This window comes from Ferrovibrio sp. (assembly GCF_965278975.1).
Classification (GTDB): domain Bacteria; phylum Pseudomonadota; class Alphaproteobacteria; order Ferrovibrionales; family Ferrovibrionaceae; genus Ferrovibrio.
In genome coordinates, this window is sequence record NZ_OZ257126.1 from 2276268 (window position 1) to 2298089 (window position 21822).

The window sequence follows — 21822 nt, forward strand, 5'->3', positions numbered from 1 at the left end:
ACCCGCCTGCGCGGGTGTGACAAAAAGAATTATCCCTTCTTCCGTAAATCCCCGGTACCCAGCACGGCGCCGCCGACGATCAGCAGGCAGGCGGTGGCGACCTGCCAGGTGAAGGCACCCCTGCCGAACAGGATCAGCAGCAGGGTGGAGAGCAGCGGCGTGGCATAGGCCAGTGCGCCAAGCGCACGGATATCGCCGCGCTTCATGCCGATATCCCAGAAGAAGAAGGCGCCGCCGGCCGGCCCCAGACCCAGTGCCAGCACCGCCAGCCATTCGGTGGTGCTGCCCGGCCACAGCGTGGTTTCCCACAAGCCATGGCCGATCCAGGCGAGCAAAGCCGCGGCCGCGCAGAAGCCGCCAATCGAGCCGCTCGGCACATCGGGCAACCGGCGGCTCAGGACCGAGTATATCGACCAGGTGATGGCGCAGGCGAAGGCGGCGAGGAAGCCCGGCAGATGGGCCGGATCGAAGGCGATATCCTTGCCGAGAAACAGCACGATGGTGCCGGCGAGGCCGAGCAACACGGCGATGCTGTGGAACCAGCGCAGCCTTTCTCCCGGCAGCAGGGCGGAGAAGGCGACGATCAGCAGCGGCCAGAGATAGTTGATCAGGCTGGCTTCCAGGGGCGGGGACAGTTTCAGCGCCACGAAATAGAGCGCGTGATAGCCGAACAGGCCGAAAATCCCCAGGGCCCAGACAGCAGGCGGCTGGCGCAGGTATTTCAGCGGGTTCTCCCGCCGCGCGATCCAGGTGCCAAGCGTCAGCAGGGCAACCAGACTGAAGGTCATGCCGGTGAGCTGCAACGGCGGCACCTGGCCGGTGAAGGTGGTGAGCAGGGCCAGTGAAGACCAGAGCAGGATGGCGCAGGCGCCAATAAGCGTGGCGCGCATTTGCGCTGCCGTATCGATGGACATGGCGGGCCTGGGAAGAGCTTACGCGGCGCGGGCGCCGTCGAGGCGGAAGTAAAGCGGCGACTGGTCCTGCTCGATCAGGCTGAGCCTGCCCTGGATCGTGAGCGGGCCGGCACTGGCGGCGACCGGCGCAGCAGCACGCACCGCGACGATGCGCGAGAGATCGCCCATCATGCAGGTGGAGCAGTGGAATTGCATGCCGCCGAGCAGGAACTCGCTATGGGCCTTGGCATCGCTGAACGGCATCATATAGCCGGTCAGTGTCACTTCGGTCTGATTCAATTCACGCAGCGCAGCAGGGAAGCGGCTCATCTCGCCGTCGCGGAAGCGGGTCTCGCCGGCCGTGGTCAGCAGGCTCCAGTCCAGCGAGCCCTCGCTCGCCGGCACGCCCAGCCGCAGATGCGCGGGCGCCGGTTCCAGCGACATCGCCCCGGCCGGCATGGCGGCAAGGCTGCCTGTGGCAACAGCGAAGCTGGAGAGGAAATGGCGGCGCAGCATGGTCGGCCTCCGGTTGGCATTGACCCGTATAATGTACGCTTTCATCCCGCTGCCGCCAAGAGGCGCTTGTGGTTGGCGGGCGCTTGACGATAGCTGGGGCCAGGATTATTGCCGGGAACCATGTCGCCCCGGCCAGAGCCCACGAATTTCCGCCATAACGGCTGGCCGCTGGTGATGGCGCTGTCCTTCGCCCAGATGATTTCCTGGGGCACGATCTATTACGGCTTCGCGCTGTTCGTGGTGCCGATGGAAGAGGCGCTGGGCTGGAACCGTGCCACGCTCAACGGCGCATTGTCGGTCGGTTCCCTGGTTGGCGGCTTCTGCGCCTATCCGGTCGGCCGGCTGATCGACCGCCATGGCGGCCGCCTGCTGATGAGTGTCGGCTCACTGGTCGCTTCGCTGATGTTCGTTGCCTGGTCGCAGGTGGAGGAAGTCTGGGCCTTCTATGCGCTCTGGATCGGGCTGGGTGCCACCAAGGCCTTCACGCTTTACGATCCGGTGTTTGCCGTGGTCACAAGGCTGTTCCCGGAAAATTTCCGCCGCCGCATCACCATCATCACGCTGCTCGGCGGTCTGGCTTCCACCATCTTCGTGCCGCTGACGGCTTTTTTCATCCACTGGCTCGGCTGGCGCGATGCGCTACTGGCGCTGGCGGCGTGCAATCTGCTGGTCTGCCTGCCGGTACATGCCTTCTGGCTGCGCGACCGCGTCGTGTCCAATCCGCCGGCACCGGTGCATGTGACGCCTGAACTGCCGGAAAGCCGTGGCCCGATGCAGCGGGCGCTGCGCCATCCGGCTTTCTGGGGCCTGCTGGTCAGCTTCACGGCCTTCAACATGATGGCGTCTTCTCTGACCTTCCATTACTTCCCGCTGGTTGCCGAGCGTGGCGTGCCGCAGGCCCTGGCGGTGGCGATCTTCGCGGTGATCGGTCCCTGCCAGGTGCTGGGGCGTATCGCGCTGCTGGCATTGCCACCGATGAATGCGGCGGTGATCGGGCGGGTGGTGGTGACGGTGTTTCCGTTTGCCGTGCTGCTGCTGTTGCCCAGCGGCGGCGGCGCCATCTTGCTGTTCGGCTTCACGCTGTTCTATGGCCTGGCCAATGGCTGCATGACCATCGTGCGCGGCACGGCGGTGCCGGATCTGCTGTGGCGCCAGGGCTATGGCGCCATCAACGGCGCGATAGCCCTGCCCGGCAGCATCGCCGCCGCCGTGGGGCCGACGGCTGCCGCGCTGCTGTGGGAAACCGGCGACAGCTACGGCCCGGTGCTGTGGGCGATCTTCGGCCTTAGCCTGCTGGCCGCCAGCGCCTTCTGGTTCGCGGTCAGCCGCCGCGAGCAGTAGCCGTCACCCCTGATAGCCGAGCAGGCGCGGCAGCCACAGCACGGTTTCCGGCACGAAGGTGATCAGCGCCAGCGCGGCCACCATGGCGAACAGGAAGGGCAGCGTATCCCGTACGATATCGCGGATCGGTACTTCGGCGATGCGCGTCATCACGAACAGCAGCAGGCCATAGGGCGGCGTGATCAGGCCCAGCATGATGTTTACCACCACCACCACGCCGAAATGCACCAAGTCGATGCCCAGGGCCTTGGCGGTCGGGATCAGCACCGGCACCACGACGAGCAGGATCGTGGTGCCTTCCAGCAGGCAGCCCAGGATCAGCAGCAGGATATTGACCAGGATCAGGTAGGTGGTCGGGCTCAGGTCCCAGGCATTGAGCAATACTTTTATGCTCTCCGGGATATTCTCCACCGTCACTACATAGTTGAACACCAGAGCGCCGGCGATCAGCATGCCGATGGAGGCTGAGGTGCGCGCGCTGGCCAGCACCGAGCCATAGAAATCGCGCCAAGAGACACTGCGGTAGAGCACCACGGAAATCACCAGCGCATAGGCTGCCGCCACTGCGGCCGCTTCGGTCGGCGTGGTGATGCCGCTGTAGATGCCGCCGAGCAGAACCACCGGCATCATGATCGTGGGCAGGGCCTGCCAGGTGATGCGCGGCAAGTCGCGCAAGGGCGTCGGCGGCTCCACCGGGAAATTGCCGCGCCGCGCCTGGATGCCGACGATCAGCATCTGCGCGCCGGCCATCAGCAGGCCGGGAATCACGCCGCCGAGGAACAGGAAGCCAATGGAGGCATCGGAGACCAGGGCATAGAGGATCATCGGGATCGAAGGCGGGATGATCGGCCCGATCACGGCGGTGACGGCGGTGAGGGCTGCGGCATAGCTGGCGCGGTATTTGCCGTTGGCCGTCATCATCTGCTGCATCATCTTGCCGGTGCCGGCGGCATCGGCGATGGCCGAGCCGGACATGCCGGCGAAGATGATGCTCTGCAGCACGTTGACCTGGGCCAGGCCGCCACGGAAGCGGCCGACGATGGCATCGCAGAAGCGCAGCAGACGCTCGGTCATCGAGCCGATATTCATCAGCTCGGCGGCCAGGATGAACAGCGGCACCGCCAGGATGATGTAGTTGGAATACATGCCGTTGAGCAGCTGTTCGGCGGCGGTGCCCATATCCAGGCCGGCCATCCAGAGGTAGAGGATCGAGCCGGCGATCATGGCGTGGCCGATCGGCAGGCCGAGGAAGGCCAGCACGGTCATGATGACGATGCTGAGCGAGAATGGGCTGAGCGAGAAGGGACTGGTCAGGTTCATACGCCGGATACCGTCTTGGTCGGGTCGATGGCGTCAGGTGCGCGGCCCCATACCGCCTGGCCGCAGAGCCACAGGTAGCGCACCAGCACGGCGATGAGGAAGATCACATAGATCGAGAACAGCCAGTCGAAGCGCACTTTCAGATAGGCGGTTTTTTCCACCTTCATGAACAGCACATAATCGGCACTGGCCGGCAGCGACGCGCCATAGAGCAGCAGCAGGCCGCCGCCAGACAGCAGCAGCATGGCGCGGCGCGCCTTCGGGCCGGCGGCACCAGTGAACAGGTCGAAGCGGATTTCCTCATCCTCGCGCAGCACAAAGGCGGCGCCCCACAGCACCAGCCACAGCCACAGGATGGTGCTGGCCTCGTTGGTCCAGCCGGTCTTCATGTTCAGCAGGTAGCGGAACACGATCTGCATCAGGAACAGCACGAACATCACGCCGAGCATCGCCGCCAGCAGGTTCTCGGCGCGGCGGTGCAGGAAGCCGCCCCAGCTTTTCAGAATGTCATGCATGTTCCACCCCTAAACCGGAAACCGGAAGCAGCCCGGACCCTCCCCCGAAGGCCCGGGCCGCGCGCGCTTTACAGCGCGTTGATACGGTCCACCATACCCTTCGGCCAGTCCTTGGCCAGATCGGAGGCCAGGTACTTCTGCTGCGCATGCTTGCGGAAGGCAGCCTGATCCGGTTCATAGACCTGCACGCCCTTGCTCTTGAAGAAGTCCACCAGTTCCTTTTCGCGGCCCTGGTGCTTCTTGGTCGAGAAGTCGATGGCGGCATCGGCGGCGGCCTGGAAGTTCTTCTGCTGCGCCGCGTTCATGCCGCTCCATACCTTCGAGGAGACGGTGAGCAGGTCGAAGCCGACCAGATGCGAGGTCATAACGATCTGCGACATCACTTCGTAGAACTTCATGTTCTCGACATTGGGCAGCGGATTGTCCTGCGCATCGATGGCGCCGGTCTGCAGGCCGGTATAGACCTCGGCATAGGCCATGGCGGTCGGGTTTGCACCCAGCGACTCGCCCAGGAACTGCCAGGCTTCGCCCGGCGGCATGCGCAGCTTGATGCCGGCAAGATCGGCCGGGGTGTTGATCTTCTTGTTCGGCTTCAGGCCGACTTGCCTGGCGCCGAAATAGGTCGGCCCCAGGATGCGCACGCCAAGCTTGTCCTCGGTCATCGCTTTCATCTCGGCACCGGCCGGGCTGGCGAAGAACTTGGCCAGATGGTCGGCATCGCGGAACAGGTAGGCGGCGGTGAGGATCGACCAGGCCGGGATCTGCTTGGAAATATCCTGCGGGGCGATATTGCCCATTTCCAGGTTACCGCGCTGCAAGGCCACCAGCTCGGTACCCTGCTTGAACAGGTTGCCGCCGTAATAGCCTTCGAACACGAAGTCACCGGCCACGCCTTCGGCGAATTTCTTCATCATCTCGGCGCGGATATCCTGCTCCGAGAACACCGCCGAGAAGCGCAGCTTCGGCTTCGCCTGGGCGGCGGCCTGGCGCGAGACGATGGTTGGCAAGCCGGCCAGGCCGGCAACGGCTGCGGTGCCGGCCAGGAAGCGCCGGCGAGTGGTGTTGCTGTGCATTGTTTCCTCCGTTTTTTATGGTTCGTGGGTAAGCATGAACTGACTGAACAGGTAAGCTATTCGGTGCCCAGCGCCTTTCCGGCCGCCAGGAAATGCCGTGTCATCGCATCCGCGTCCGGCGCGATGCCGCTGAACAGTTCAAACGCCTTCACCGCCTGGAAGATCGCCATGCCGGCGCCCGGCAAGACGGTGCAGCCGAGGCCGCGCGCCGCCTGCAACAGCGCGGTTTCAGCGGGGAAATAGATGATGTCCGCCACCCAATGGCGCGGCTTCAGCCAGCCGAGCGGGATCGGGCTGCCGGGATAGCTCGCCATGCCGATGGGGGTGGCATTCACTACGCCGTCGGCACGGTGCAGGGCGGTTTCGGCATCGCTCACGGGTTCTATCCGCGCCGCGCCGAAGCGTTCGGCCAGGGCTGCCGCCCGTGCCGGTTCGGTGTCGAATACCGAAATCTGCGGCACGCCAAGATCGAGCAGTGCGCGCGCCACCGCCAGACCGGCGCCGCCGGCGCCCAGCAGGAGCACGCGTTCGCGGCGTGCCTGGGTCAGGCTGCGGCGGAAACTTTCTGCAAAACCCCAGCAATCGGTGTTGTAGCCCAGGCGGCGGCCCTGCCTGAACACCACGGTGTTCACGGCGCCGATGGCCTCGGCTTCCGGCGAGAGTTCATGCAGCAGCGGGATCACCGCCTGCTTCGCCGGATGGGTGATGTTGAGGCCGCGAAAGCCCTCGGCCTCGGCCCGGTTCAACAGGTCGGCCAGCAAGTCGGCGAGGTGCGTATCCCCAGGCAGTTCGGCCAGGTCGATACGGCGATAGGTATAGTCCAGCCCCAGGCGGCGGCCTTCGGTTTCATGCATGTAGGGCGTGCGCGAGGCGCCGATGCCGTGGCCGATCAAGCCGACAAGCACGGCTACATTGCCGCCTGCCGGCTTTGGCCGGGCCATGGATTCCAGCGCAGTCACGCCGTTGCCTCCCTGCGGCCCGCTTAACGCTCTGGCGTCACGAGCCTGTTACGGCGCCGGGAATCACGCTATCTGATAGCTAAGATTCCGGCTTGCCGGGACTATGTACGAACTAGTTCGTCCGCGCAATGGGTAAGTTGCCGGACTGCAAAGGGCAGGAGCATGACGGCCAAAAAGGCTGGGGAAACAGGCAAAGTGGCGGGCAAGGCGGCGGCCAAGTCCGAGGGGGCGGAGCGCAGCCCGAATCCACCACGGACTCCCAATCCAGAGGCCACGCGGCTCAACATCCTGGAAGTCGCCACCGAGGAATTCGCCCGCATGGGCCTGGCCGGCGCGCGCGTGGATGAGATCGCGGCCAAGACCGGCTCATCCAAGCGCATGATCTATTACTATTTCAAGGACAAGGAAGGCCTCTATATCGCGGCGCTGGAAGAATCCTACCGCAAGGTGCGCCAGACCGAGGCGACTCTGGATCTGGAGCACCTGCCGCCGATCGAGGCACTGCGCAAGCTGGTGGAATTCACCTTCGATCATCATGGCGCCAATGCCGATTTCATCCGCCTGGTGATGATCGAGAATATTCACCATGCGGAATATCTGGCGCGCTCGGAAGCGATCCAGGAACTCAATGTTTCCGCCATCGGCGAAGTCGAGCGGGTTTACAAGCGCGGCGTCAAGGAGGGCCTGTTCCGCAGGGGCCTCACCGCCATCGACCTGCATTGGCAGATCAGCGCGCTATGCTTCTTCAATGTCTCGAACCGCGCGACATTTTCGAAAATCTTCCGCACCGATCTCGGCACCCGCAAGGCCCAGGCGGCGCTGCGCGAACAGACCGTCGAGATGGTGCTGCGCAACGTGCTGAAATCCGCGCGGGACAGTTAGCCACTCGAACGCATCGTCATCCCCGGGCTTGACCCTGGAGATTCCTCTCCGGCATCGCCTGCGGCCGCCACACTATAAGCTGTCATACCCGCGCAAGCGGGTATCCCATTTGGTCGGCATAAATGGCGAGGCTGAAATGGGATGCCCGCTTGCGCGGGCATGACGGTTTCACGATCTGCGTCCCACCCCATCCCGCAATTCCCGGCTTGACCCCGGCGGGCTTCGCCGCCATCCTGTGTACGAACCAGTTCGTACATGAGTCGCAGGCGACATCTTGGCCCTGCGATGCATGGAGGCACATGGGCCATGGGAGGACAGGGGATGAAAACCTCGATCGCCACCGTGTCGATCAGCGGCACGCTGACCGAGAAGCTGCAGGCTATCGCCGCCGCAGGCTTCCAGGGTGTGGAGATTTTCGAGAATGACTTCCTGGCCCAGGATGGTTCGGCGCACGAGGTTGGCCGCATGGTGCGCGATGCCGGGCTGGAGATCACCTTGTTCCAGCCCTTCCGGGATTTCGAGGGCCTGCCCGAGCCGCAACGCACCCGCGCCTTTGACCGTGCGGAGCGCAAATTCGACCTGATGCAGGAAATGGGCACCAGCCTGATGCTGGTCTGCTCGAATATCTCGCCGCTCTCATTGGGCGGCATCGACCGCGCGGCGGCGGATTTCCACGAACTGGGCGAGCGGGCGGCGAAGCGTGGCCTGCGCGTCGGTTACGAGGCACTGGCCTGGGGCCGCCATATCAACGACCATCGCGATGCCTGGGAGATCGTGCGCCGCGCCGACCATGCCAATATCGGCCTGATCCTGGATTCCTTCCACACGCTGTCACGCCGCCTCGATCCGAATTCGATCCGTGCCATCCCGAAGGACAAGATCTTCATCGTGCAGCTTGCCGATGCGCCGCGTATTGACATGGACCTGCTCTACTGGAGCCGGCATTTCCGCAACATGCCGGGCCAGGGCGATCTGCCGGTGCAGGATTTCATGCGTGCCGTAGCCGCCACGGGCTATGACGGCGTGCTGTCGCTGGAAATCTTCAACGACCAGTTCCGCGGCACGCCGCCGCGCCAGATCGCCCAGGATGGCAGGCGTTCGCTGGTGGCGCTGATGGATCAGGTGCGCCGCCATGAACCCGGCATTGCCTATGATGTGCCGGCGATGCCGGATCGGATCGCGGTGGAGGGGGTCGAGTTCATTGAATTCGCAGCCTCCGAGACCGAGGCCGCCAGCCTGGCGGCATTGTTCCATAGCTTAGGGTTTCGCCGCGCCGGGCGGCACCGCACTAAGGATGTTGCCTGGTGGCGCCAGGGCGGCATCAACCTGGTGATCAACACCGAGCCGGAAGGCTTCGCCCATGCCTCCTACCTGCTGCATGGCACGGCGGTCTGCGATATCGGCTTGAGTGTCGAGGATGCCACCGCCACGCTGGCTCGCGCACGGCAGCTTGGCGCGGCGCTGTTCGAACAGGCAGTGGCGCCGGGCGAACTCAGCATCCCGGCGATCCGGGGCGTCGGTGGCGGGCTGCTGCATTTCCTTGACCGCAAGGGTGATCTCGCCCGCGTCTGGGATATCGAATTCATTCCAGAAGCCGATGCGGCGGCGCCGGCGGATGCCGGGCTCACCCGCGTCGATCATGTGGCGCAGACCATGCCGCATGAGGAAATGCTCACCTGGATCCTGTTCTATACCACGCTGTTCGCCACCCATAAGACGCAGCCGGTCGATATCGTCGATCCCGCCGGCCTGGTACGCAGCCAGGTGATCGAGAATGGCACCGGCACGCTGCGGCTGACTCTGAACGGCGCGGAGAATGACCGCACCCTTGCCGGGCATTTCCTTGCCGAGCGTTTCGGTTCCTCGGTGCAGCATGTGGCGTTTGCCACGGACGATATCTTTGCCACCGCCGCCGACCTCAAGCGCAACGGCTTCGCGGCGCTGAAACTCTCGCCGAATTACTATGACGACCTTGAGGCCCGCTTCGGCCTTGATCCCGATCTGCTCGACCGCCTGCGCGATGGCAACATTCTCTATGACCGCGACGAGGCCGGTGAGTATTTCCAGCTTTACGGCCCCAATGTCGGCGGCGGCTTCTTCTTCGAGATCATCCAGCGCGGCGGCTATGCCGGCTATGGCGCCGCCAATGCGCCGTTCCGCATCGCCGCCCAGAAACGCCATATCGCAGCACCCGCGCCGTAGGGCGCAAAGTATGACGCCGTACCGTAGGGTGCATAACCACTTCTTTATGTGCTGTCGGCTTGACCATCGCGGGAAACGGGTGGAAATTCCGCCTATCCGCGATCGGACCCCAGCCGCCTCCCATGCCCAATCCTTCCGTCTTTAGCCTTGCCGGGCTGAAACGCCTGTTCCTCGGTGCGCCGCTTGATCCCTTGGCGCCCGGCACCCGCAGCCATATGGCGCTGGTCGCCTTCCTCGCCTGGGTCGGCCTTGGCGCCGATGGTCTCTCCTCGGCCAATTACGGCCCGGAGGAAGCCTTCCTGGCGCTCGGCAGCCATACCCATCTGGCGCTCTACCTGGCGGTGGCGACGGCGGTTACCGTGTTCATCATTGCCTTCGCCTATAATCAGGTGATCGAGCTGTTTCCGTCCGGCGGTGGCGGCTACAAAGTTGCCACCGAACTGATCGGGCCTTATGCCGGCCTGGTTTCCGGCTGCGCCCTGATCGTCGACTATATCCTCACCATCGCGATTTCGGCGGCCAGCGGCATGGATGCCCTGTTCAGCCTGCTGCCGCTGCAGTGGCAGGCCTACAAGCTGCCGTCCGAATACCTCATCGTCATGCTGCTGATGGTGCTGAACCTGCGCGGCATGAAGGAGCCGATCGCGCTGTTGGTGCCGCTGTTCCTCGGCTTCCTGGTCACCCATGCGGCGCTGATCCTCTATGGCATCATCGCCCATGCGGCCGCGCTGCCGGCCCTGTTGCCCGATACGCTGACCGAGACCAGCGACCTCACCCGCGAAATCGGCTGGATCGGCGTTGCCGCCCTGCTGCTGCGCGCCTTTGCCATGGGCGGCGGCACCTATACCGGCATCGAGGCGGTGTCGAACAACGTCAACATGCTGCGCGAGCCGCGCATCGAGACCGGCCGCTACACCATGCTCTACATGGCGCTGTCGCTGGCCTTCACGGCAGCGGGCCTGATCGTGCTCTACCTGCTGTGGAACGTGCAGCCCCAGCCGGGCCAGACGCTGAATGCCGTGGCCTTCAGCGCCGTGCTGGAAGAGGCCTTTGGTGCCGGTTCCGGCATTGCCTCAATTGGCCTCACGCTCACCCTGATCTTTGCCGCTGCCCTGCTGTTCGTTGCCGCCAATACCGGCTTCCTCGGCGGCCCAGCGGTGCTGGCCAACATGGCGGTGGATCGCTGGGTGCCGCACCAGTTCAGCCAGCTTTCAAACCGTCTGGTGACGCAGAATGGCGTGCTGATGATGGGTGGCGCCGCTTTGGCCGCGCTCTGGGTCACCCATGGCAAGGTGCATCTGCTCGTGGTGCTCTATTCGGTGAATGTGTTCCTCACCTTCTCGCTCTGCCTGTTCGGGCTGTGCCGCTACTGGCTGCTGCATTGGCATGAGCGTGGTGCCGGCATGAAGCTGCTGCAGGCCGGCCTCGGCCTGCTGGTTGCCGGCGGCATCCTGGTGGTCACGGTGTTCGAGAAATTCCTGCACGGCGCCTGGCTCACGGTGTTGGCTACCGGCCTGCTGATCGTCGCCGGCCTGCTGACGCGGCGGCATTATCTGGGCGTCAAGGCGCAGCTTAAAGAGGCCGACACGCTGTTCGTCGATACCCGCGATGCCACGCCGGTGGAATCTCCGCCAGCGGACCCGAAGGCACGCACGGCGGCCTTCTTCGTCGGCTCCGCCGATGGCATGGCGATGCATACCTTGCTGGCGGCGCTGGCTCTATTCCCGAAGCAGTTCCGCAACATCGTGTTCATCACGGTGGGCGAGATTGATGCCGAGCAGTTCCGCGGCGAGGCCAAGATCGAGGCTTTGCGTGCCGAGACGCAGAAACGCATGCAGCGTTTCATCACCTGGTGCGCCCGCCATGGCTTGGCCGCCGAAGTGGTGCAGGATTTCGGTACCGATCCGGTGGAATTGCTCGACAAGCTTTCCGGCGATGTGCTGGCGCGCTATCCCAACACCGTGTTCTTCGCAGCGAAACTGCTGTTCCACCGCGAGAACCTGCTGACCCGTCTGCTGCATAACGAAACGGCGCTGACCTTGCAGCGCCGTCTGCATCTGCGCGGGCAGGCCTGTGTCATCCTGCCCATGCGCATTTAGGGAGCGGGGACCGTGCCGCAGGCTTACGCCTGCGGCTTGTCCTGGGCCCTGTTGTCATCCTCGCGGATGTCACGGAAGGGCTGGCTCAGCTTGGCGCGGCGCGACAGCATGTTCAGTGCCTCGACCGCCACCGAGAAGCCCATGGCAGCATAGATGATCGCCTTCGGCACGGTGATGTCCATGCCCTCGGCTACCAGCGCCATGCCGATCATTACCAGGAACGACAGCGCCAGCATCACCACATTCGGGTTGCGCTTAACGAAGCGCGCCAGCGGTTCGGCGGCGGCGATCATGATGACGACCGAAACCAGCACCGCCACCACCATGATTTCCAGGTGGCGGGTGAGGCCGATGGCGGTGATCACGCTGTCCAGCGAGAATACCACGTCCAGGATCATGATCTGGCCAATGGTCGGCCAGTAGGCCGGGGTACGCTTCGGCTGCGGCTTGGCGCCGGGCTCGTCCAGTTCGTCGGCATGGGATGGCGTCACGCGCTCGTGAATCTCCATCGTCGCCTTCCAGATCAGGAACAGGCCGCCGCCGATCAGGATCAGGTCGCGGCCAGAGATTTCCTCGCCGAAAATGGTGAACCAGGGCTGGGTCAGGGTGATGATCCAGGCCGCCGAGAACAGCAGCATCAGGCGGGTGATCACCGCCAGGCTGAGGCCCCAGCGCCGGGCGCTGGGCTGCTGCGCCTCGGGCAGGCGGCTGGTGACGATAGTGATGAAGATCAGGTTGTCGACCGCCAGCACCAGTTCAAGCGCAATGAGGCCACCGAGGCTCAGCAGAGCCGCGGGTTGCATAAAGATCGAAAAATCCATGGGATTGGTCCCGGCGGGAGGATAAGGGCCCTAGGTCGGATTCCTAGCGTCCGACATCACCGCTGCTCCCGCGCAGCGACCAGAGGGGCCCGGACGTGGGGCGTATATAAACACAGCCCGCCGGGTTGCAAGAGGGGATTCGGCGAATTTACGCCGAAATATCCACAGAACCGCCGACGCCGCTGGCCAGGGCACCGAGCGACTGGCTAAGAGCGGCGGAAATCTGCGCCAGATTGGCCACAGCCTGGGCCTGGGCGGCGTTGGGCGTGGTGCCGGCGCTGAGGCCGGTGGTAGCGGAAGCCGGGGTGTAACCGCCGGAAGAACCAATGGAAGCGATGCTGCTCATGGCCTTACCCTGACACGGCGATTGCGCCGGCGCAAATTACTTTGCGGTGACAGGTCAATGCTGCGTGACGCCGCTCACAGTTTTCAGTTCGCTGCTGGCCAGCCGCAGCACCCGCCAGGCGGCATGCAATGCCAGGCTGGCCATGAAGGTAGCCACCAGCAGATCGGGCCAGTTGCTGCCGCCGGTCAGCCATACGCCGCCCGCCGCCCCCAATACCGCCAGATTGCCGAGCGCGTCGTTGCGGGTGCAGAGCCACACCGCCTGCATGTTGCTGTCGCCGTTGCGGTGCGCATAGAGCACCCAGGCGGTGGCGAGGTTGGCAGCCAAGGCCAGCACGCCGATCACGCCCATGGTGGCCGGTTCCGGGCTGGTGCCTTGCAGCAGGTGCCACACCACGGTGCCGAGAATCCACAGGCCGAACAGGCCCATGGAAGCCGCTTTCACCAGGGCGGCGCGGGCACGCCAGGTCAGGGTCAGCGACAGCACGGCAAGGCTCAGGCCGTAATTCGCCGCGTCGCCCAGGAAGTCGAGTGAGTCGGCGAGCAGCGAGGTCGAACCGGCGGCGATACCGGCGCCGATTTCCACCACGAACATGCCGGCATTCAGCGCCAGCGCGATGATCAGCGCGCGGCGCGGCGCACCCTCGCCGTGGTTATGCAGCGCATGGTCGTGGTCGCAGCAGCCGGCCTGAACGCGCGGCGCTTCATGCGTGTGCCCGTGGTCATGTTTGTGGTCATGGCCGCAGGCATCGCCATGGCCGTGGCTATGGGTGTGCCCATGATCATGCTCATGGCTGTGATGCGCGCTCATGGGGTCTCCCTTTCTTCCGCCATATGTTCGATCATGTCGCGCAGCATGTGGCGCACATGGTCGTCGGCGGCGGTGTAGCGGATGGAGCGGCCATCGCGTTCGGCGCGTACCAGGCGGGCGGCTTTCAGCAGCCGCAGGTGATGGCTGGCGGCTTGAGGCGACAGGCCGCAATAGGCAGCAAGCTCGGTGGCCGGCCAGGCCCGCGACAGGCAGGCCAGTAGCAACCGCAGGCGCGAGGGATCGCCCAGCAGATGGAAGATATCGGCCAGCTGGGCCACCTCGGCAGTCATCACGGCATCGAAGCCCGGCGGTGCTTCGGTGGTTGGCGGCGCCGTCTTGCCGGTCACGACAGGGTCGGTTATGTGGAGATGATCTTTCATTTAAACAAATATTGAAATATGGAAGTGTTTAAGTCAAGCGGTTTCTTGCGCCGTTCCACGGCTGGGTTATGCTTGGAATCAGCCGTAGGCGAATGAATCGCTGGGCAGTCTCGCCGCTCGCACAAGAAAAATCAAAGGCTTGTATGCCTATTCCGGGAATATGTTCGCTTCTTGTTTCACGTGAAACACTGCCCGTCGCTGTTTCATGCTGAGTGCCGCCCTCGATTTCATCGGCCGCCATGCCACCCGCTTCATGTTCGGCGGCGTGCTGGTGGGGCTGGCTTTGCCCTGGCTGGCCGATCTGGTGCGGCCGCTTTTCGTGCCGCTGCTGCTGATCCCGCTCACGCTGGCGCTGATGCGGCTGGACTGGCAGGCCTTCAAGGCCTATGGCCGCCGGCCCGTGCTGATCGTCGCCATCCTGGCTTTCCTGCTGCTGCTGAGCCCGGTGCTGATGCTGTTCGCGCTCAAGCCCTTCGGCCTGCCCACGGCGCTGAATGCCGCCATCGTGCTGATGGCTGCCGCGCCGCCGATCGTTTCGGCCGCCGCGATCTCCTTCATCCTCGGCCTCGATGCGGCCTTGGCGGTCATCATCATCGTGCTGTCCACGGCCCTGGTGCCGCTCACCCTGCCGCCACTCGCCTTCATCCTGCTCGGGATCCAGGTGGAGATGTCGCTGCCGGAATTCATGGCGCGGCTGGCCTTGCTGGTCGGCAGCGCCTTCGTTGCCGCCCTGGTGCTGCGCAAGGTCACATCGCCGGCCTGGCGTATCGAAAAGGCGCGGCTGCTGGATGGCATGTCGGTGCTGGTGCTGGTGCTGTTCGCCGTCGCCATCATGGCCGGCGTCACCGACAAGATGCTGCAGAGCCCCGGCTATGTCGCGCTCACCACTGTTGCTGCCTTCATCGCCAACCTGTCGCTGCAGGCCCTGGGTTATGGCGTCGGCCGCCTGATCTTCCGCCTTGGCCGCCCGGCTTCGGCGACGCTGGCGCTGCTCACCGGCAATTGCAACATGGGCCTGGTGATGGTGGCGCTGGCCGACAAGGCGGAATTCGACATGGTGGTGTTCTTCGCCATGGGCCAGTTGCCAATGTACATGCTGCCCGGCCTGCTCTATCCATTGTATAAGAAGCTTGCCCATAGCGGCCCCAGCTAGAGGATCGGAAACGCCCCATGCCTACCGTGTTCATCACCGGCGCCAGCCGTGGCATCGGCCTGGAATTCGCCAAGCATTATGCCGGCCTGGGCTGGCAGGTGATCGCTGCCGTGCGCGCGCCGGATACCGCTACGGCTCTGTCCTCGCTCAGCGCCGGCGGCAATGTCAGCATCGAGCGCCTGGATGTCACCGATGATGCGGCGGTGGATGCCGTGGCGGCGAAACTCAAGGGCCATGCCATCGACCTGCTGATCAACAATGCCGGCATCTATGGCGACCGCGACGCGGCGCTCAGCATCAGCAATTTCGACAGCTACCGCCGCGTGCTGGCCACCAATATCGCCGCGCCGATGAAAGTCGCGCTGAGCCTGCTGCCCAATCTCAAGCTCGCCGATCACGCCAAGATTCTCACCATCTCCAGCCGCATGGGCTCCATCGGTTTGAGCGGCGGCGGCTCCTATGTCTACCGCTCATCCAAGGCCGGCGTGAATGCGGCGATGCATGCGCTGGCGCTGGATCTCAAGCCGCAGGGCATTACAGCCATCGTGGCGCATCCCGGTTGGGTGCGCACCGATATGGGCGGCTCCGGCGCCGATATCTCGGTGCAGGAAAGCGTTGCCGGGCTTACCGCTGTGGTGGCGCGTGCCACGCTTGCCGATAGCGGCAGGTTCTTCAATTACGATGGCGCCGAACTGGCCTGGTAGGGATCTCGACCATGAGCAAGATCATTCTCGTTACCGGCGGCAGCCGAGGCATCGGGCGCGCCGTGGTGATGCTGGCCGCCAGGCGCGGCTGGGCCATCGGCGTCAATTATGCCAGCAATGCCAAGGCGGCACATGAAACCGTCGCGGCAGCCAAGGCCGCCGGCGGCAAGGCCATCGCGATCAAGGGCGATGTAGCCAGCGAAGCCGATGTCGTCGCCATGTTCGAAGCCACGGAGAAAGCCTTCGGCCGCATCGATGGCCTGGTGAACAATGCCGGCGTGGTGGCGCCCACCGCCGATCTGGTGGATATGAGCCTGGAACGCCTGCGCCGCGTGTTTGATACCAACGTGCTTGGTTCGGTGCTCTGCGCCCGCGAGGCAGCGCGCCGCATGGCGAAAAGCCGGGGCGGCAAGGGCGGTGTGATCGTCAATCTCTCGTCGGCTGCCGCCCGTATCGGCTCGCCAAATCTGTTTGTCGATTACGCCACCTCGAAAGGCGCCATCGACACGTTGACCCTCGGCCTGGCCAAGGAACTCGGGCCGGAAGGCATCCGCGTCAACGCCATCCGCCCCGGCATCATCGAAACCGAAATCCATGCCTCGGCCGGCGAGCCGGACCGCGCCGACCGCCTCGGCCCCACGGTGCCGCTGGGCCGCTCGGGTTCGGCTGAGGAAGTGGCGGAAGCCATTATCTGGCTGATGGAGGAAAAGTCCTCCTACGTCACCGGCGCGATTCTGGACGTCGCCGGCGGGCGCTAAGGTCTAGCGCGGCGGCAGCAGCCGCTGCGGGTCGAGGCGCACATCGAACCAGTTCATACGCCAGTCGAGATGCGGCCCCGTCGCACGGCCCGTGGCGCCCACGGCCCCGATCTGCTCACCCTGCTTTACCGTCTGGCCGACCTTCACATCCACGCGTGAGAGATGCGAATAGGCGCCGTTGATGCCGTGGCCGTGGTCGATGATCACGGTGCCGCCGGTGTAATACACATCCTTGTCGGCGAAGGTGACGACGCCGGCAGTGGAGGCGCGCACCGGCGTGCCGGTGGGGGCGGCGATGTCGAGGCCGAAATGCGGCTGGCGCGGTTCACCGTTCAGAATCCGCTGGCTGCCATAGACGCCGCTCACCGGGCCGTCTGCTGGCCAGACCCAGCCGCCGAGATAATCCAGGCGCGGTGAATTGATCTGCCGCGCGGCGGCGATCCTGGCATTCTCGCGCTTGATGCGTTCCAGCAATTCGGCTGGCGGCGTCACCTGCGCCGGCGGCAGGCCGTCGATGCGCTGGATGTCGTATTGCCGTTTGGCGATGCTCAAGGTCAATTTTGTTTCGCGGCCATCGGCGGCGCGGATGCTGAGCGGTGCTTCCGCCGGCTCGTCGCGGCCGAAGCCGAACACGAATTCGCCATTCGGTCCCAGCGGCACTTCGCGCTCGCCGAGTTTGAGTTTCAGGCCCGGCGCGGCGCGGCCCTGCACCAGCCCGCCCTGGCTGAAATCACCACGCCATTCGATGCCAGCAGGTGCTTGATTGGCCGGGGCTTGATTGTTGGCCTGCGCCCAGGTCGGCAAGGCCAGCAGCATGAGAGCCGCCATTAGCCAGCGCATGATCAGTCGATCCGCTGGCCGCGCATGCCCTGCAGTGCGGCATTGGCATTGACATAGGCTTCCTGGCGCTCGGCGCTCCAGTATTTCAGCCGCTCGATATCAATCCGCATACCGGTGACTGCACAAATTACATAACGCCCCGGCACCAGCACCTGGAAACCGGCATCGCCGTAGCGCAGCTTGGCTTCGCCGTCGCGCGGATTGAATGGCATGTCCATCAGAACAGTTCCTCCTGCTTGGTCGGCTTGCTGCTCCCGGGGGCGTCGCCCCGTGTCTTTCGCGTTGCCGGCCTGCCCGCTTCACCCTCGATGATCGCATTGCGGCGGCCATCGCGCAGTTCGATGCTCACTGCCGCGCCAGGATTGAGGGCATCCACGCCCTGCACGGCGCGGCCCTGGTCGTCCAGGATCACGGCATAGCCGCGCGCCAGCACATTGCGGTAGCTCAAACTCTCCAGCAGCTTGGCCTGCTGCTGCAAGGCGCGGGCGGCCAGTTCGGTGCGTTGCTGTGTCGCGCGCCGCAGCCGCTGGGTGCGTTCGTCCAGTTGGCGGCGGTAGTCGCGGGTCTCACGCAGCAGCAGCTTCGGCTGCAATTTGGCGAATTGCACTTCCATGCGGGCGCGCTTGGCGGCAACGCCGGTGCGCAAGGCATGGCGCAGCCGCTCGGCCAGATCGTCGAAACGCTGCTGCATCTGCGCCAGTTGCTCGCGCGGATCACGCAAGCCCCGGCGCAGCAATTCCAGTTGCCGCCGCTTGTCGCCGGCGATGCGCGCTACCGAACGGCGCAGGCGCTCATCCAGGCCGGCAAGGCTCTGCAGCAGATCGAGCCGCACCGGCACGGCCATTTCGGCGGCCGCCGTCGGCGTCGGCGCGCGGCGGTCGGAGGCGTAGTCGATCAGGGTCGTGTCGGTCTCATGGCCCACGGCAGAGATCAGCGGGATCGCGCTGGCGGCTGCCGCGCGCACCACGCTTTCCTCGTTGAAGGCCATCAGGTCTTCCAGGCTGCCGCCGCCACGCGCCACGATCAGCAGGTCCGGGCGCGGCACGGGTCCGTCTTTTGGCAGCGCATTGAAGCCCTGGATGGCACGGGTCACCTGCTCGGCGGCGCCTTCGCCCTGCACCAGCACCGGCCAGACCAGCACGCGGGTCGGGAAACGGTCGGCCAGACGATGCAGGATGTCGCGGATCACCGCGCCGGTGGGCGAGGTGACCACGCCGATGACGCGCGGCAGGTAGGGCAGGGGGCGCTTGCGCTCGGCGGCGAACAGGCCCTCGGCGGCCAGCTTCTGCTTGCGCTGTTCCAGCAGGGCCATCAGGGCGCCCAGCCCCGCCAGTTCCATGCGCTCGACCACCATCTGGTATTTCGAGCGGCCGGGATAGGATGTCAGCTTGCCGGAGCAGACCACTTCCATGCCGTCTTCAGGCCGCACACCGAGGCGCGCCGCCTGGCCCTTCCAGCACACCGCATCGAGCAGCGAATCGGCGTCCTTGAGGGCGAAATAGAGATGGCCCGAAGCAGCGCGCTTGAAGCCGGAAATCTCGCCGCGCACCCGCACCCAGCCGAAACTCTCCTCGATGCTGCGTTTCAGCTTCAGGGACAGTTCGGTAACGGTGAATTCCGGCACATTGCCCCGTCCGTCTGAACCACGGCCGGTTTCCGGTGAATCGCTCATGCTGCAAGCCTTGCCAATACGGCGGCCATGATACAAAGATTGCCGCCTTTCCGATAGTTGCCGAACAACGGGTGAATCGAGATGAATCTGCTGGTGGTGGGTTCGGGCGGCCGCGAGCATGCCCTGTGCTGGGCCCTGAGCGCCTCGCCGCTGGTCAACAAGCTGGTCTGCGCGCCGGGCAATGCCGGCATTGCACAGGTGGCGCAGGTTCGCCCGGTCGGGGTGCTGGACCTCGACGGCATGTTGCAACTCTGCCGCGACGAACATATCGACTTCGTGGTGGTTGGCCCGGAAGTGCCGCTGGTCGCCGGCCTGGTTGACAAGCTGGAGGCCGCCGGCTTCGCCTGCTTCGGCCCCAATGCCGCCGCCGCCCAGCTCGAAGGCTCCAAGGGTTTCATGAAGGACCTTTGCGCCAAGTATGGCATCCCCACGGCGCATTATGGCCGCTTCAAGGAACTGGCCCCGGCCGAAGCCTATATCCGCAAGCATGGCGCGCCGATCGTGGTGAAGGCCGATGGCCTTGCCGCCGGCAAGGGTGTGACCGTAGCGATGACCCTGGACGAGGCGCTGGAACCGCTGCAAAGCCTGTTCGCGGTGCCGGGTGCCGAAGTGGTGATCGAGGAATTCCTCGATGGCGAGGAAGTCAGCTTCTTCGCCCTGGTGGATGGCCAGACGGCGCTGCCGCTGGCTTCGGCGCAGGATCACAAGCGCGTCGGCGATGGCGATACCGGGCCGAATACCGGCGGCATGGGCGCCTACTCGCCGGCCCCGGCGCTGACGCCGGAACTGCAACGCGTGGTGATGGACAGCATCGTCAATCCCACCGTGGCGGCGATGCAGGCGGAAGGCATGCCGTTCAAGGGCGTGTTGTTCGCCGGCCTGATGCTCACCAACAAGGGCGTGAAGCTGCTGGAATACAATGTGCGTTTCGGTGACCCGGAATGTCAGACACTGATGCTGCGGCTGAAATCCGATCTGCTGCCGGCGCTGATCGCCGCGCGCGAGGGCCAGCTCAAGGACTTCGATCTGCGCTGGCGCGATGAAGCCGCGCTCTGCGTCGTTATGGCCGGCAAGGGCTATCCCGGTGAACCGGCCAAGGGCGGCGTGATCGAGGGTCTGGATGCGGCAGCGAAGGAACCCGATGCGCAGGTGTTCCATGCCGGCACCAGGCCGGGCGCAAATGGCGCGGTGATCGCCGATGGCGGGCGCGTGCTTGGTGTCTGCGGCCTGGGCGGCAGCGTGGCCGATGCACAGGCGCGCGCCTATGCGGCGGTGAAGCATGTACGCTGGGCCGATGGTTTCTGCCGCAGCGATATCGGCTGGCGTGCCATCGCCCGTGAGAAAGCCTGACTCGCGCATGAAATTGGGCGCAAACTAACAATTTCCCTGCGTGCAGCGAGACGGTTAGATGGTTGCGCGCCTGCCGCTGCCTTGGCTATCGTAGCCCTGGCCTCGAGGGGGGGATATTGAATGAGTGAACAGGAACGTTTCGTCGGTACCATGCCCGTGCAGGAACGGCATCGCTTCGATGTCGGCCAGCTTGAGGCATGGCTGAAGGCGAATGTCGAAGGCTATCGCGGCCCCCTGGACGTGCAGCAGTTCAAGGGCGGGCAGTCGAATCCCACCTTCAAGCTGGTGACGCCGGAGCGCAAGTATGTGCTGCGCCGCAAGCCGCCGGGCAAGCTGCTGCCATCCGCCCATGCGGTGGATCGCGAATACCGTGTGATCAAGGCGCTGGGCCAGACCGATGTGCCGGTGGCCAAGGCCTATGCCCTGTGTGAGGATGACAGCATCATCGGCACGGCCTTCTATGTGATGGATTGCGTCGAGGGCCGCATCTTCTGGGATCAGCGCCTGCCGGAATTGAACCGCGACGAGCGCGGCCAGATCTTCGATGCCATGAATCGCACTATCGCGGCTTTGCACAGCGTTGATTACAACGCCGTGGGCCTGGGCGATTTCGGCAAGGCCGGCGATTATTTCGCACGCCAGATCGCGCGCTGGAGCAAGCAGTACAAGGCTTCCGAAACCGAGCATATCCCGGCGATGGAGAAGCTGATCGAGTGGCTGCCGGCGAATATCCCGCCGGGCGACGAGGTCTCGGTGGTGCATGGCGACTACCGCATGGACAACATGATCTTCCATCCCACCGAGCCGCGCGTGGTGGCGGTGCTGGATTGGGAATTGTCCACGCTGGGCCATCCCTTGGGCGATTTCAGCTATCACCTGATGAGCTGGCGCCTGGCGCCGGATGTGTTCCGTGGCATCCAGGGTGTCGATTTCGCAGCCCTTGGCATCCCCGACGAAGCCGAATATTGCCGCCGCTATTGCCAGCGCACCGGCCGCGACGGCATCGAGCATCTCGAATTCTATATGGCCTACAATATGTTCCGCATCGCCGGCATCCTGCAGGGGATCATGGGACGGGTGAAGGACGGCACCGCCGCCAGCCAGCATGCAATCGAATCCGGCAAGCGCGCCAAGCCGATTGCCGAGATTGCATGGGCGGTGGTGGAAAGGCTCACTGGAGGTAAGTGA

The 21822-nt window shown here is 64.7% G+C and carries 22 protein-coding genes; 9 read left to right on the plus strand and 13 right to left on the minus strand.

Annotation, left to right across the window (positions count from 1 at the left end):
- Positions 1 to 29: 29 nt before the first annotated feature.
- Positions 30 to 890, minus strand: a complete 861-nt coding sequence (gene yddG, locus ACQY7X_RS10970) for an aromatic amino acid exporter YddG (protein ID WP_428249956.1) — start codon at positions 888 to 890, stop codon at positions 30 to 32.
- Between the two features lie 42 nt (positions 891 to 932).
- The gene (locus tag ACQY7X_RS10975) at positions 933 to 1409 is read right to left on the minus strand and encodes a hypothetical protein (RefSeq protein ID WP_428249957.1); all 477 of its coding nucleotides are present in this window, start codon (positions 1407 to 1409) and stop codon (positions 933 to 935) included.
- A gap of 120 nt (positions 1410 to 1529) precedes the next feature.
- On the opposite strand from ACQY7X_RS10975, the gene ACQY7X_RS10980 reads away from it, so the two are divergent.
- Positions 1530 to 2750, plus strand: coding sequence for an MFS transporter (locus ACQY7X_RS10980; protein WP_428249958.1), 1221 nt, complete (start codon positions 1530 to 1532; stop codon positions 2748 to 2750).
- A 3-nt stretch (positions 2751 to 2753) separates the two neighbouring features.
- Here the strand turns inward: ACQY7X_RS10980 and ACQY7X_RS10985 are convergent, their stop codons facing one another.
- From ACQY7X_RS10985 to ACQY7X_RS11000, 4 genes are all read right to left on the minus strand, one after another.
- Positions 2754 to 4070, minus strand: a complete 1317-nt coding sequence (locus ACQY7X_RS10985) for a TRAP transporter large permease (RefSeq protein ID WP_428249959.1) — start codon at positions 4068 to 4070, stop codon at positions 2754 to 2756.
- Complete coding sequence (locus tag ACQY7X_RS10990; RefSeq protein WP_428249960.1) at positions 4067 to 4585, minus strand: TRAP transporter small permease; 519 nt, start codon at positions 4583 to 4585, stop codon at positions 4067 to 4069. Before ACQY7X_RS10990 ends, ACQY7X_RS10985 begins: the two co-directional genes overlap by 4 nt.
- Positions 4586 to 4653: 68 nt before the next feature.
- Positions 4654 to 5658, minus strand: a complete 1005-nt coding sequence (dctP, locus tag ACQY7X_RS10995) for a TRAP transporter substrate-binding protein DctP (RefSeq protein ID WP_428249961.1) — start codon at positions 5656 to 5658, stop codon at positions 4654 to 4656.
- A 56-nt stretch (positions 5659 to 5714) separates the two neighbouring features.
- Positions 5715 to 6617 carry a shikimate dehydrogenase gene (locus ACQY7X_RS11000; RefSeq protein WP_428249962.1) on the minus strand — a complete coding sequence of 301 codons (903 nt, stop codon included), beginning with the start codon at positions 6615 to 6617 and terminating at the stop codon, positions 5715 to 5717.
- Between the two features lie 162 nt (positions 6618 to 6779).
- Here ACQY7X_RS11000 and ACQY7X_RS11005 point away from each other — a divergent pair, with 162 nt between their 5' ends.
- The 3 genes from ACQY7X_RS11005 to ACQY7X_RS11015 all read left to right on the plus strand — a co-directional run bounded on the left by ACQY7X_RS11005 (position 6780) and on the right by ACQY7X_RS11015 (position 11800).
- The gene (locus ACQY7X_RS11005; RefSeq protein ID WP_428249963.1) at positions 6780 to 7499 is read left to right on the plus strand and encodes a TetR/AcrR family transcriptional regulator; all 720 of its coding nucleotides are present in this window, start codon (positions 6780 to 6782) and stop codon (positions 7497 to 7499) included.
- Positions 7500 to 7820: 321 nt separating this feature from the next.
- A complete protein-coding gene (locus ACQY7X_RS11010) occupies positions 7821 to 9701 on the plus strand; it encodes a bifunctional sugar phosphate isomerase/epimerase/4-hydroxyphenylpyruvate dioxygenase family protein (protein ID WP_428249964.1) in 1881 nt (626 codons plus the stop codon).
- A gap of 122 nt (positions 9702 to 9823) precedes the next feature.
- Positions 9824 to 11800: an APC family permease gene (locus tag ACQY7X_RS11015; protein WP_428249965.1), complete on the plus strand. Its 1977-nt coding sequence runs from the start codon at positions 9824 to 9826 to the stop codon at positions 11798 to 11800.
- A 23-nt stretch (positions 11801 to 11823) separates the two neighbouring features.
- Here the strand turns inward: ACQY7X_RS11015 and ACQY7X_RS11020 are convergent, their stop codons facing one another.
- The 4 genes from ACQY7X_RS11020 to ACQY7X_RS11035 all read right to left on the minus strand — a co-directional run bounded on the left by ACQY7X_RS11020 (position 11824) and on the right by ACQY7X_RS11035 (position 14124).
- Entirely contained in the window at positions 11824 to 12603 is a 780-nt protein-coding gene (locus ACQY7X_RS11020; RefSeq protein ID WP_428249966.1) for a TerC family protein, read from the minus strand.
- A 166-nt stretch (positions 12604 to 12769) separates the two neighbouring features.
- Complete coding sequence (locus tag ACQY7X_RS11025; protein ID WP_428249967.1) at positions 12770 to 12967, minus strand: hypothetical protein; 198 nt, start codon at positions 12965 to 12967, stop codon at positions 12770 to 12772.
- 54 nt (positions 12968 to 13021) lie between these two features.
- Positions 13022 to 13777, minus strand: coding sequence for a cation transporter (locus ACQY7X_RS11030; protein WP_428249968.1), 756 nt, complete (start codon positions 13775 to 13777; stop codon positions 13022 to 13024).
- Entirely contained in the window at positions 13774 to 14124 is a 351-nt protein-coding gene (locus ACQY7X_RS11035; protein WP_428249969.1) for an ArsR/SmtB family transcription factor, read from the minus strand. The genes ACQY7X_RS11030 and ACQY7X_RS11035 overlap by 4 nt, the downstream gene beginning before the upstream one ends.
- A gap of 238 nt (positions 14125 to 14362) precedes the next feature.
- Between ACQY7X_RS11035 and ACQY7X_RS11040 the strand changes: the two genes are divergently transcribed.
- From ACQY7X_RS11040 to ACQY7X_RS11050, 3 genes are read left to right on the plus strand one after another with little or no spacing between them, the layout of a single operon-like run.
- The gene (locus ACQY7X_RS11040; protein ID WP_428249970.1) at positions 14363 to 15310 is read left to right on the plus strand and encodes a hypothetical protein; all 948 of its coding nucleotides are present in this window, start codon (positions 14363 to 14365) and stop codon (positions 15308 to 15310) included.
- A 17-nt stretch (positions 15311 to 15327) separates the two neighbouring features.
- Positions 15328 to 16014, plus strand: coding sequence for an SDR family oxidoreductase (locus ACQY7X_RS11045; RefSeq protein ID WP_428249971.1), 687 nt, complete (start codon positions 15328 to 15330; stop codon positions 16012 to 16014).
- A gap of 11 nt (positions 16015 to 16025) precedes the next feature.
- Positions 16026 to 16772, plus strand: a complete 747-nt coding sequence (locus ACQY7X_RS11050) for an SDR family oxidoreductase (RefSeq protein ID WP_428249972.1) — start codon at positions 16026 to 16028, stop codon at positions 16770 to 16772.
- 3 nt (positions 16773 to 16775) lie between these two features.
- On the opposite strand, the gene ACQY7X_RS11055 is transcribed toward ACQY7X_RS11050, so the two are convergent.
- The 3 genes from ACQY7X_RS11055 to xseA are packed head-to-tail and all read right to left on the minus strand — an operon-like array spanning position 16776 to position 19284.
- Positions 16776 to 17612: a M23 family metallopeptidase gene (locus ACQY7X_RS11055; protein WP_428249973.1), complete on the minus strand. Its 837-nt coding sequence runs from the start codon at positions 17610 to 17612 to the stop codon at positions 16776 to 16778.
- A 2-nt stretch (positions 17613 to 17614) separates the two neighbouring features.
- Positions 17615 to 17830 (minus strand): DUF2093 domain-containing protein, encoded by a 216-nt coding sequence (locus ACQY7X_RS11060; protein WP_428249974.1) that lies wholly within the window; start codon positions 17828 to 17830, stop codon positions 17615 to 17617.
- Positions 17830 to 19284 carry an exodeoxyribonuclease VII large subunit gene (gene xseA, locus ACQY7X_RS11065; RefSeq protein WP_428249975.1) on the minus strand — a complete coding sequence of 485 codons (1455 nt, stop codon included), beginning with the start codon at positions 19282 to 19284 and terminating at the stop codon, positions 17830 to 17832. Before xseA ends, ACQY7X_RS11060 begins: the two co-directional genes overlap by 1 nt.
- Positions 19285 to 19365: 81 nt before the next feature.
- On the opposite strand from xseA, the gene purD reads away from it, so the two are divergent.
- Positions 19366 to 20634 (plus strand): phosphoribosylamine--glycine ligase, encoded by a 1269-nt coding sequence (purD, locus tag ACQY7X_RS11070; protein WP_428249976.1) that lies wholly within the window; start codon positions 19366 to 19368, stop codon positions 20632 to 20634.
- Positions 20635 to 20754: 120 nt separating this feature from the next.
- Positions 20755 to 21822: a phosphotransferase family protein gene (locus ACQY7X_RS11075; RefSeq protein WP_428249977.1), complete on the plus strand. Its 1068-nt coding sequence runs from the start codon at positions 20755 to 20757 to the stop codon at positions 21820 to 21822.

What these genes read in the sequence shown, in the direction of transcription:
- yddG (WP_428249956.1), bottom strand. Translation starts at nt 890, where the DNA reads ATGCGCGCCACGCTTATTGGCGCCTGCGCCATCCTGCTCTGGTCTTCA.
- ACQY7X_RS10975 (WP_428249957.1), bottom strand. Translation starts at nt 1,409, where the DNA reads ATGCTGCGCCGCCATTTCCTCTCCAGCTTCGCTGTTGCCACAGGCAGC.
- ACQY7X_RS10980 (WP_428249958.1), top strand. Translation starts at nt 1,530, where the DNA reads ATGTCGCCCCGGCCAGAGCCCACGAATTTCCGCCATAACGGCTGGCCG.
- ACQY7X_RS10985 (WP_428249959.1), bottom strand. Translation starts at nt 4,070, where the DNA reads ATGAACCTGACCAGTCCCTTCTCGCTCAGCCCATTCTCGCTCAGCATC.
- ACQY7X_RS10990 (WP_428249960.1), bottom strand. Translation starts at nt 4,585, where the DNA reads ATGCATGACATTCTGAAAAGCTGGGGCGGCTTCCTGCACCGCCGCGCC.
- dctP (WP_428249961.1), bottom strand. Translation starts at nt 5,658, where the DNA reads ATGCACAGCAACACCACTCGCCGGCGCTTCCTGGCCGGCACCGCAGCC.
- ACQY7X_RS11005 (WP_428249963.1), top strand. Translation starts at nt 6,780, where the DNA reads ATGACGGCCAAAAAGGCTGGGGAAACAGGCAAAGTGGCGGGCAAGGCG.
- ACQY7X_RS11010 (WP_428249964.1), top strand. Translation starts at nt 7,821, where the DNA reads ATGAAAACCTCGATCGCCACCGTGTCGATCAGCGGCACGCTGACCGAG.
- ACQY7X_RS11015 (WP_428249965.1), top strand. Translation starts at nt 9,824, where the DNA reads ATGCCCAATCCTTCCGTCTTTAGCCTTGCCGGGCTGAAACGCCTGTTC.
- ACQY7X_RS11020 (WP_428249966.1), bottom strand. Translation starts at nt 12,603, where the DNA reads ATGCAACCCGCGGCTCTGCTGAGCCTCGGTGGCCTCATTGCGCTTGAA.
- ACQY7X_RS11025 (WP_428249967.1), bottom strand. Translation starts at nt 12,967, where the DNA reads ATGAGCAGCATCGCTTCCATTGGTTCTTCCGGCGGTTACACCCCGGCT.
- ACQY7X_RS11030 (WP_428249968.1), bottom strand. Translation starts at nt 13,777, where the DNA reads ATGAGCGCGCATCACAGCCATGAGCATGATCATGGGCACACCCATAGC.
- ACQY7X_RS11040 (WP_428249970.1), top strand. Translation starts at nt 14,363, where the DNA reads ATGCTGAGTGCCGCCCTCGATTTCATCGGCCGCCATGCCACCCGCTTC.
- ACQY7X_RS11045 (WP_428249971.1), top strand. Translation starts at nt 15,328, where the DNA reads ATGCCTACCGTGTTCATCACCGGCGCCAGCCGTGGCATCGGCCTGGAA.
- ACQY7X_RS11050 (WP_428249972.1), top strand. Translation starts at nt 16,026, where the DNA reads ATGAGCAAGATCATTCTCGTTACCGGCGGCAGCCGAGGCATCGGGCGC.
- ACQY7X_RS11055 (WP_428249973.1), bottom strand. Translation starts at nt 17,612, where the DNA reads ATGCGCTGGCTAATGGCGGCTCTCATGCTGCTGGCCTTGCCGACCTGG.
- ACQY7X_RS11060 (WP_428249974.1), bottom strand. Translation starts at nt 17,830, where the DNA reads ATGGACATGCCATTCAATCCGCGCGACGGCGAAGCCAAGCTGCGCTAC.
- xseA (WP_428249975.1), bottom strand. Translation starts at nt 19,284, where the DNA reads ATGAGCGATTCACCGGAAACCGGCCGTGGTTCAGACGGACGGGGCAAT.
- purD (WP_428249976.1), top strand. Translation starts at nt 19,366, where the DNA reads ATGAATCTGCTGGTGGTGGGTTCGGGCGGCCGCGAGCATGCCCTGTGC.
- ACQY7X_RS11075 (WP_428249977.1), top strand. Translation starts at nt 20,755, where the DNA reads ATGAGTGAACAGGAACGTTTCGTCGGTACCATGCCCGTGCAGGAACGG.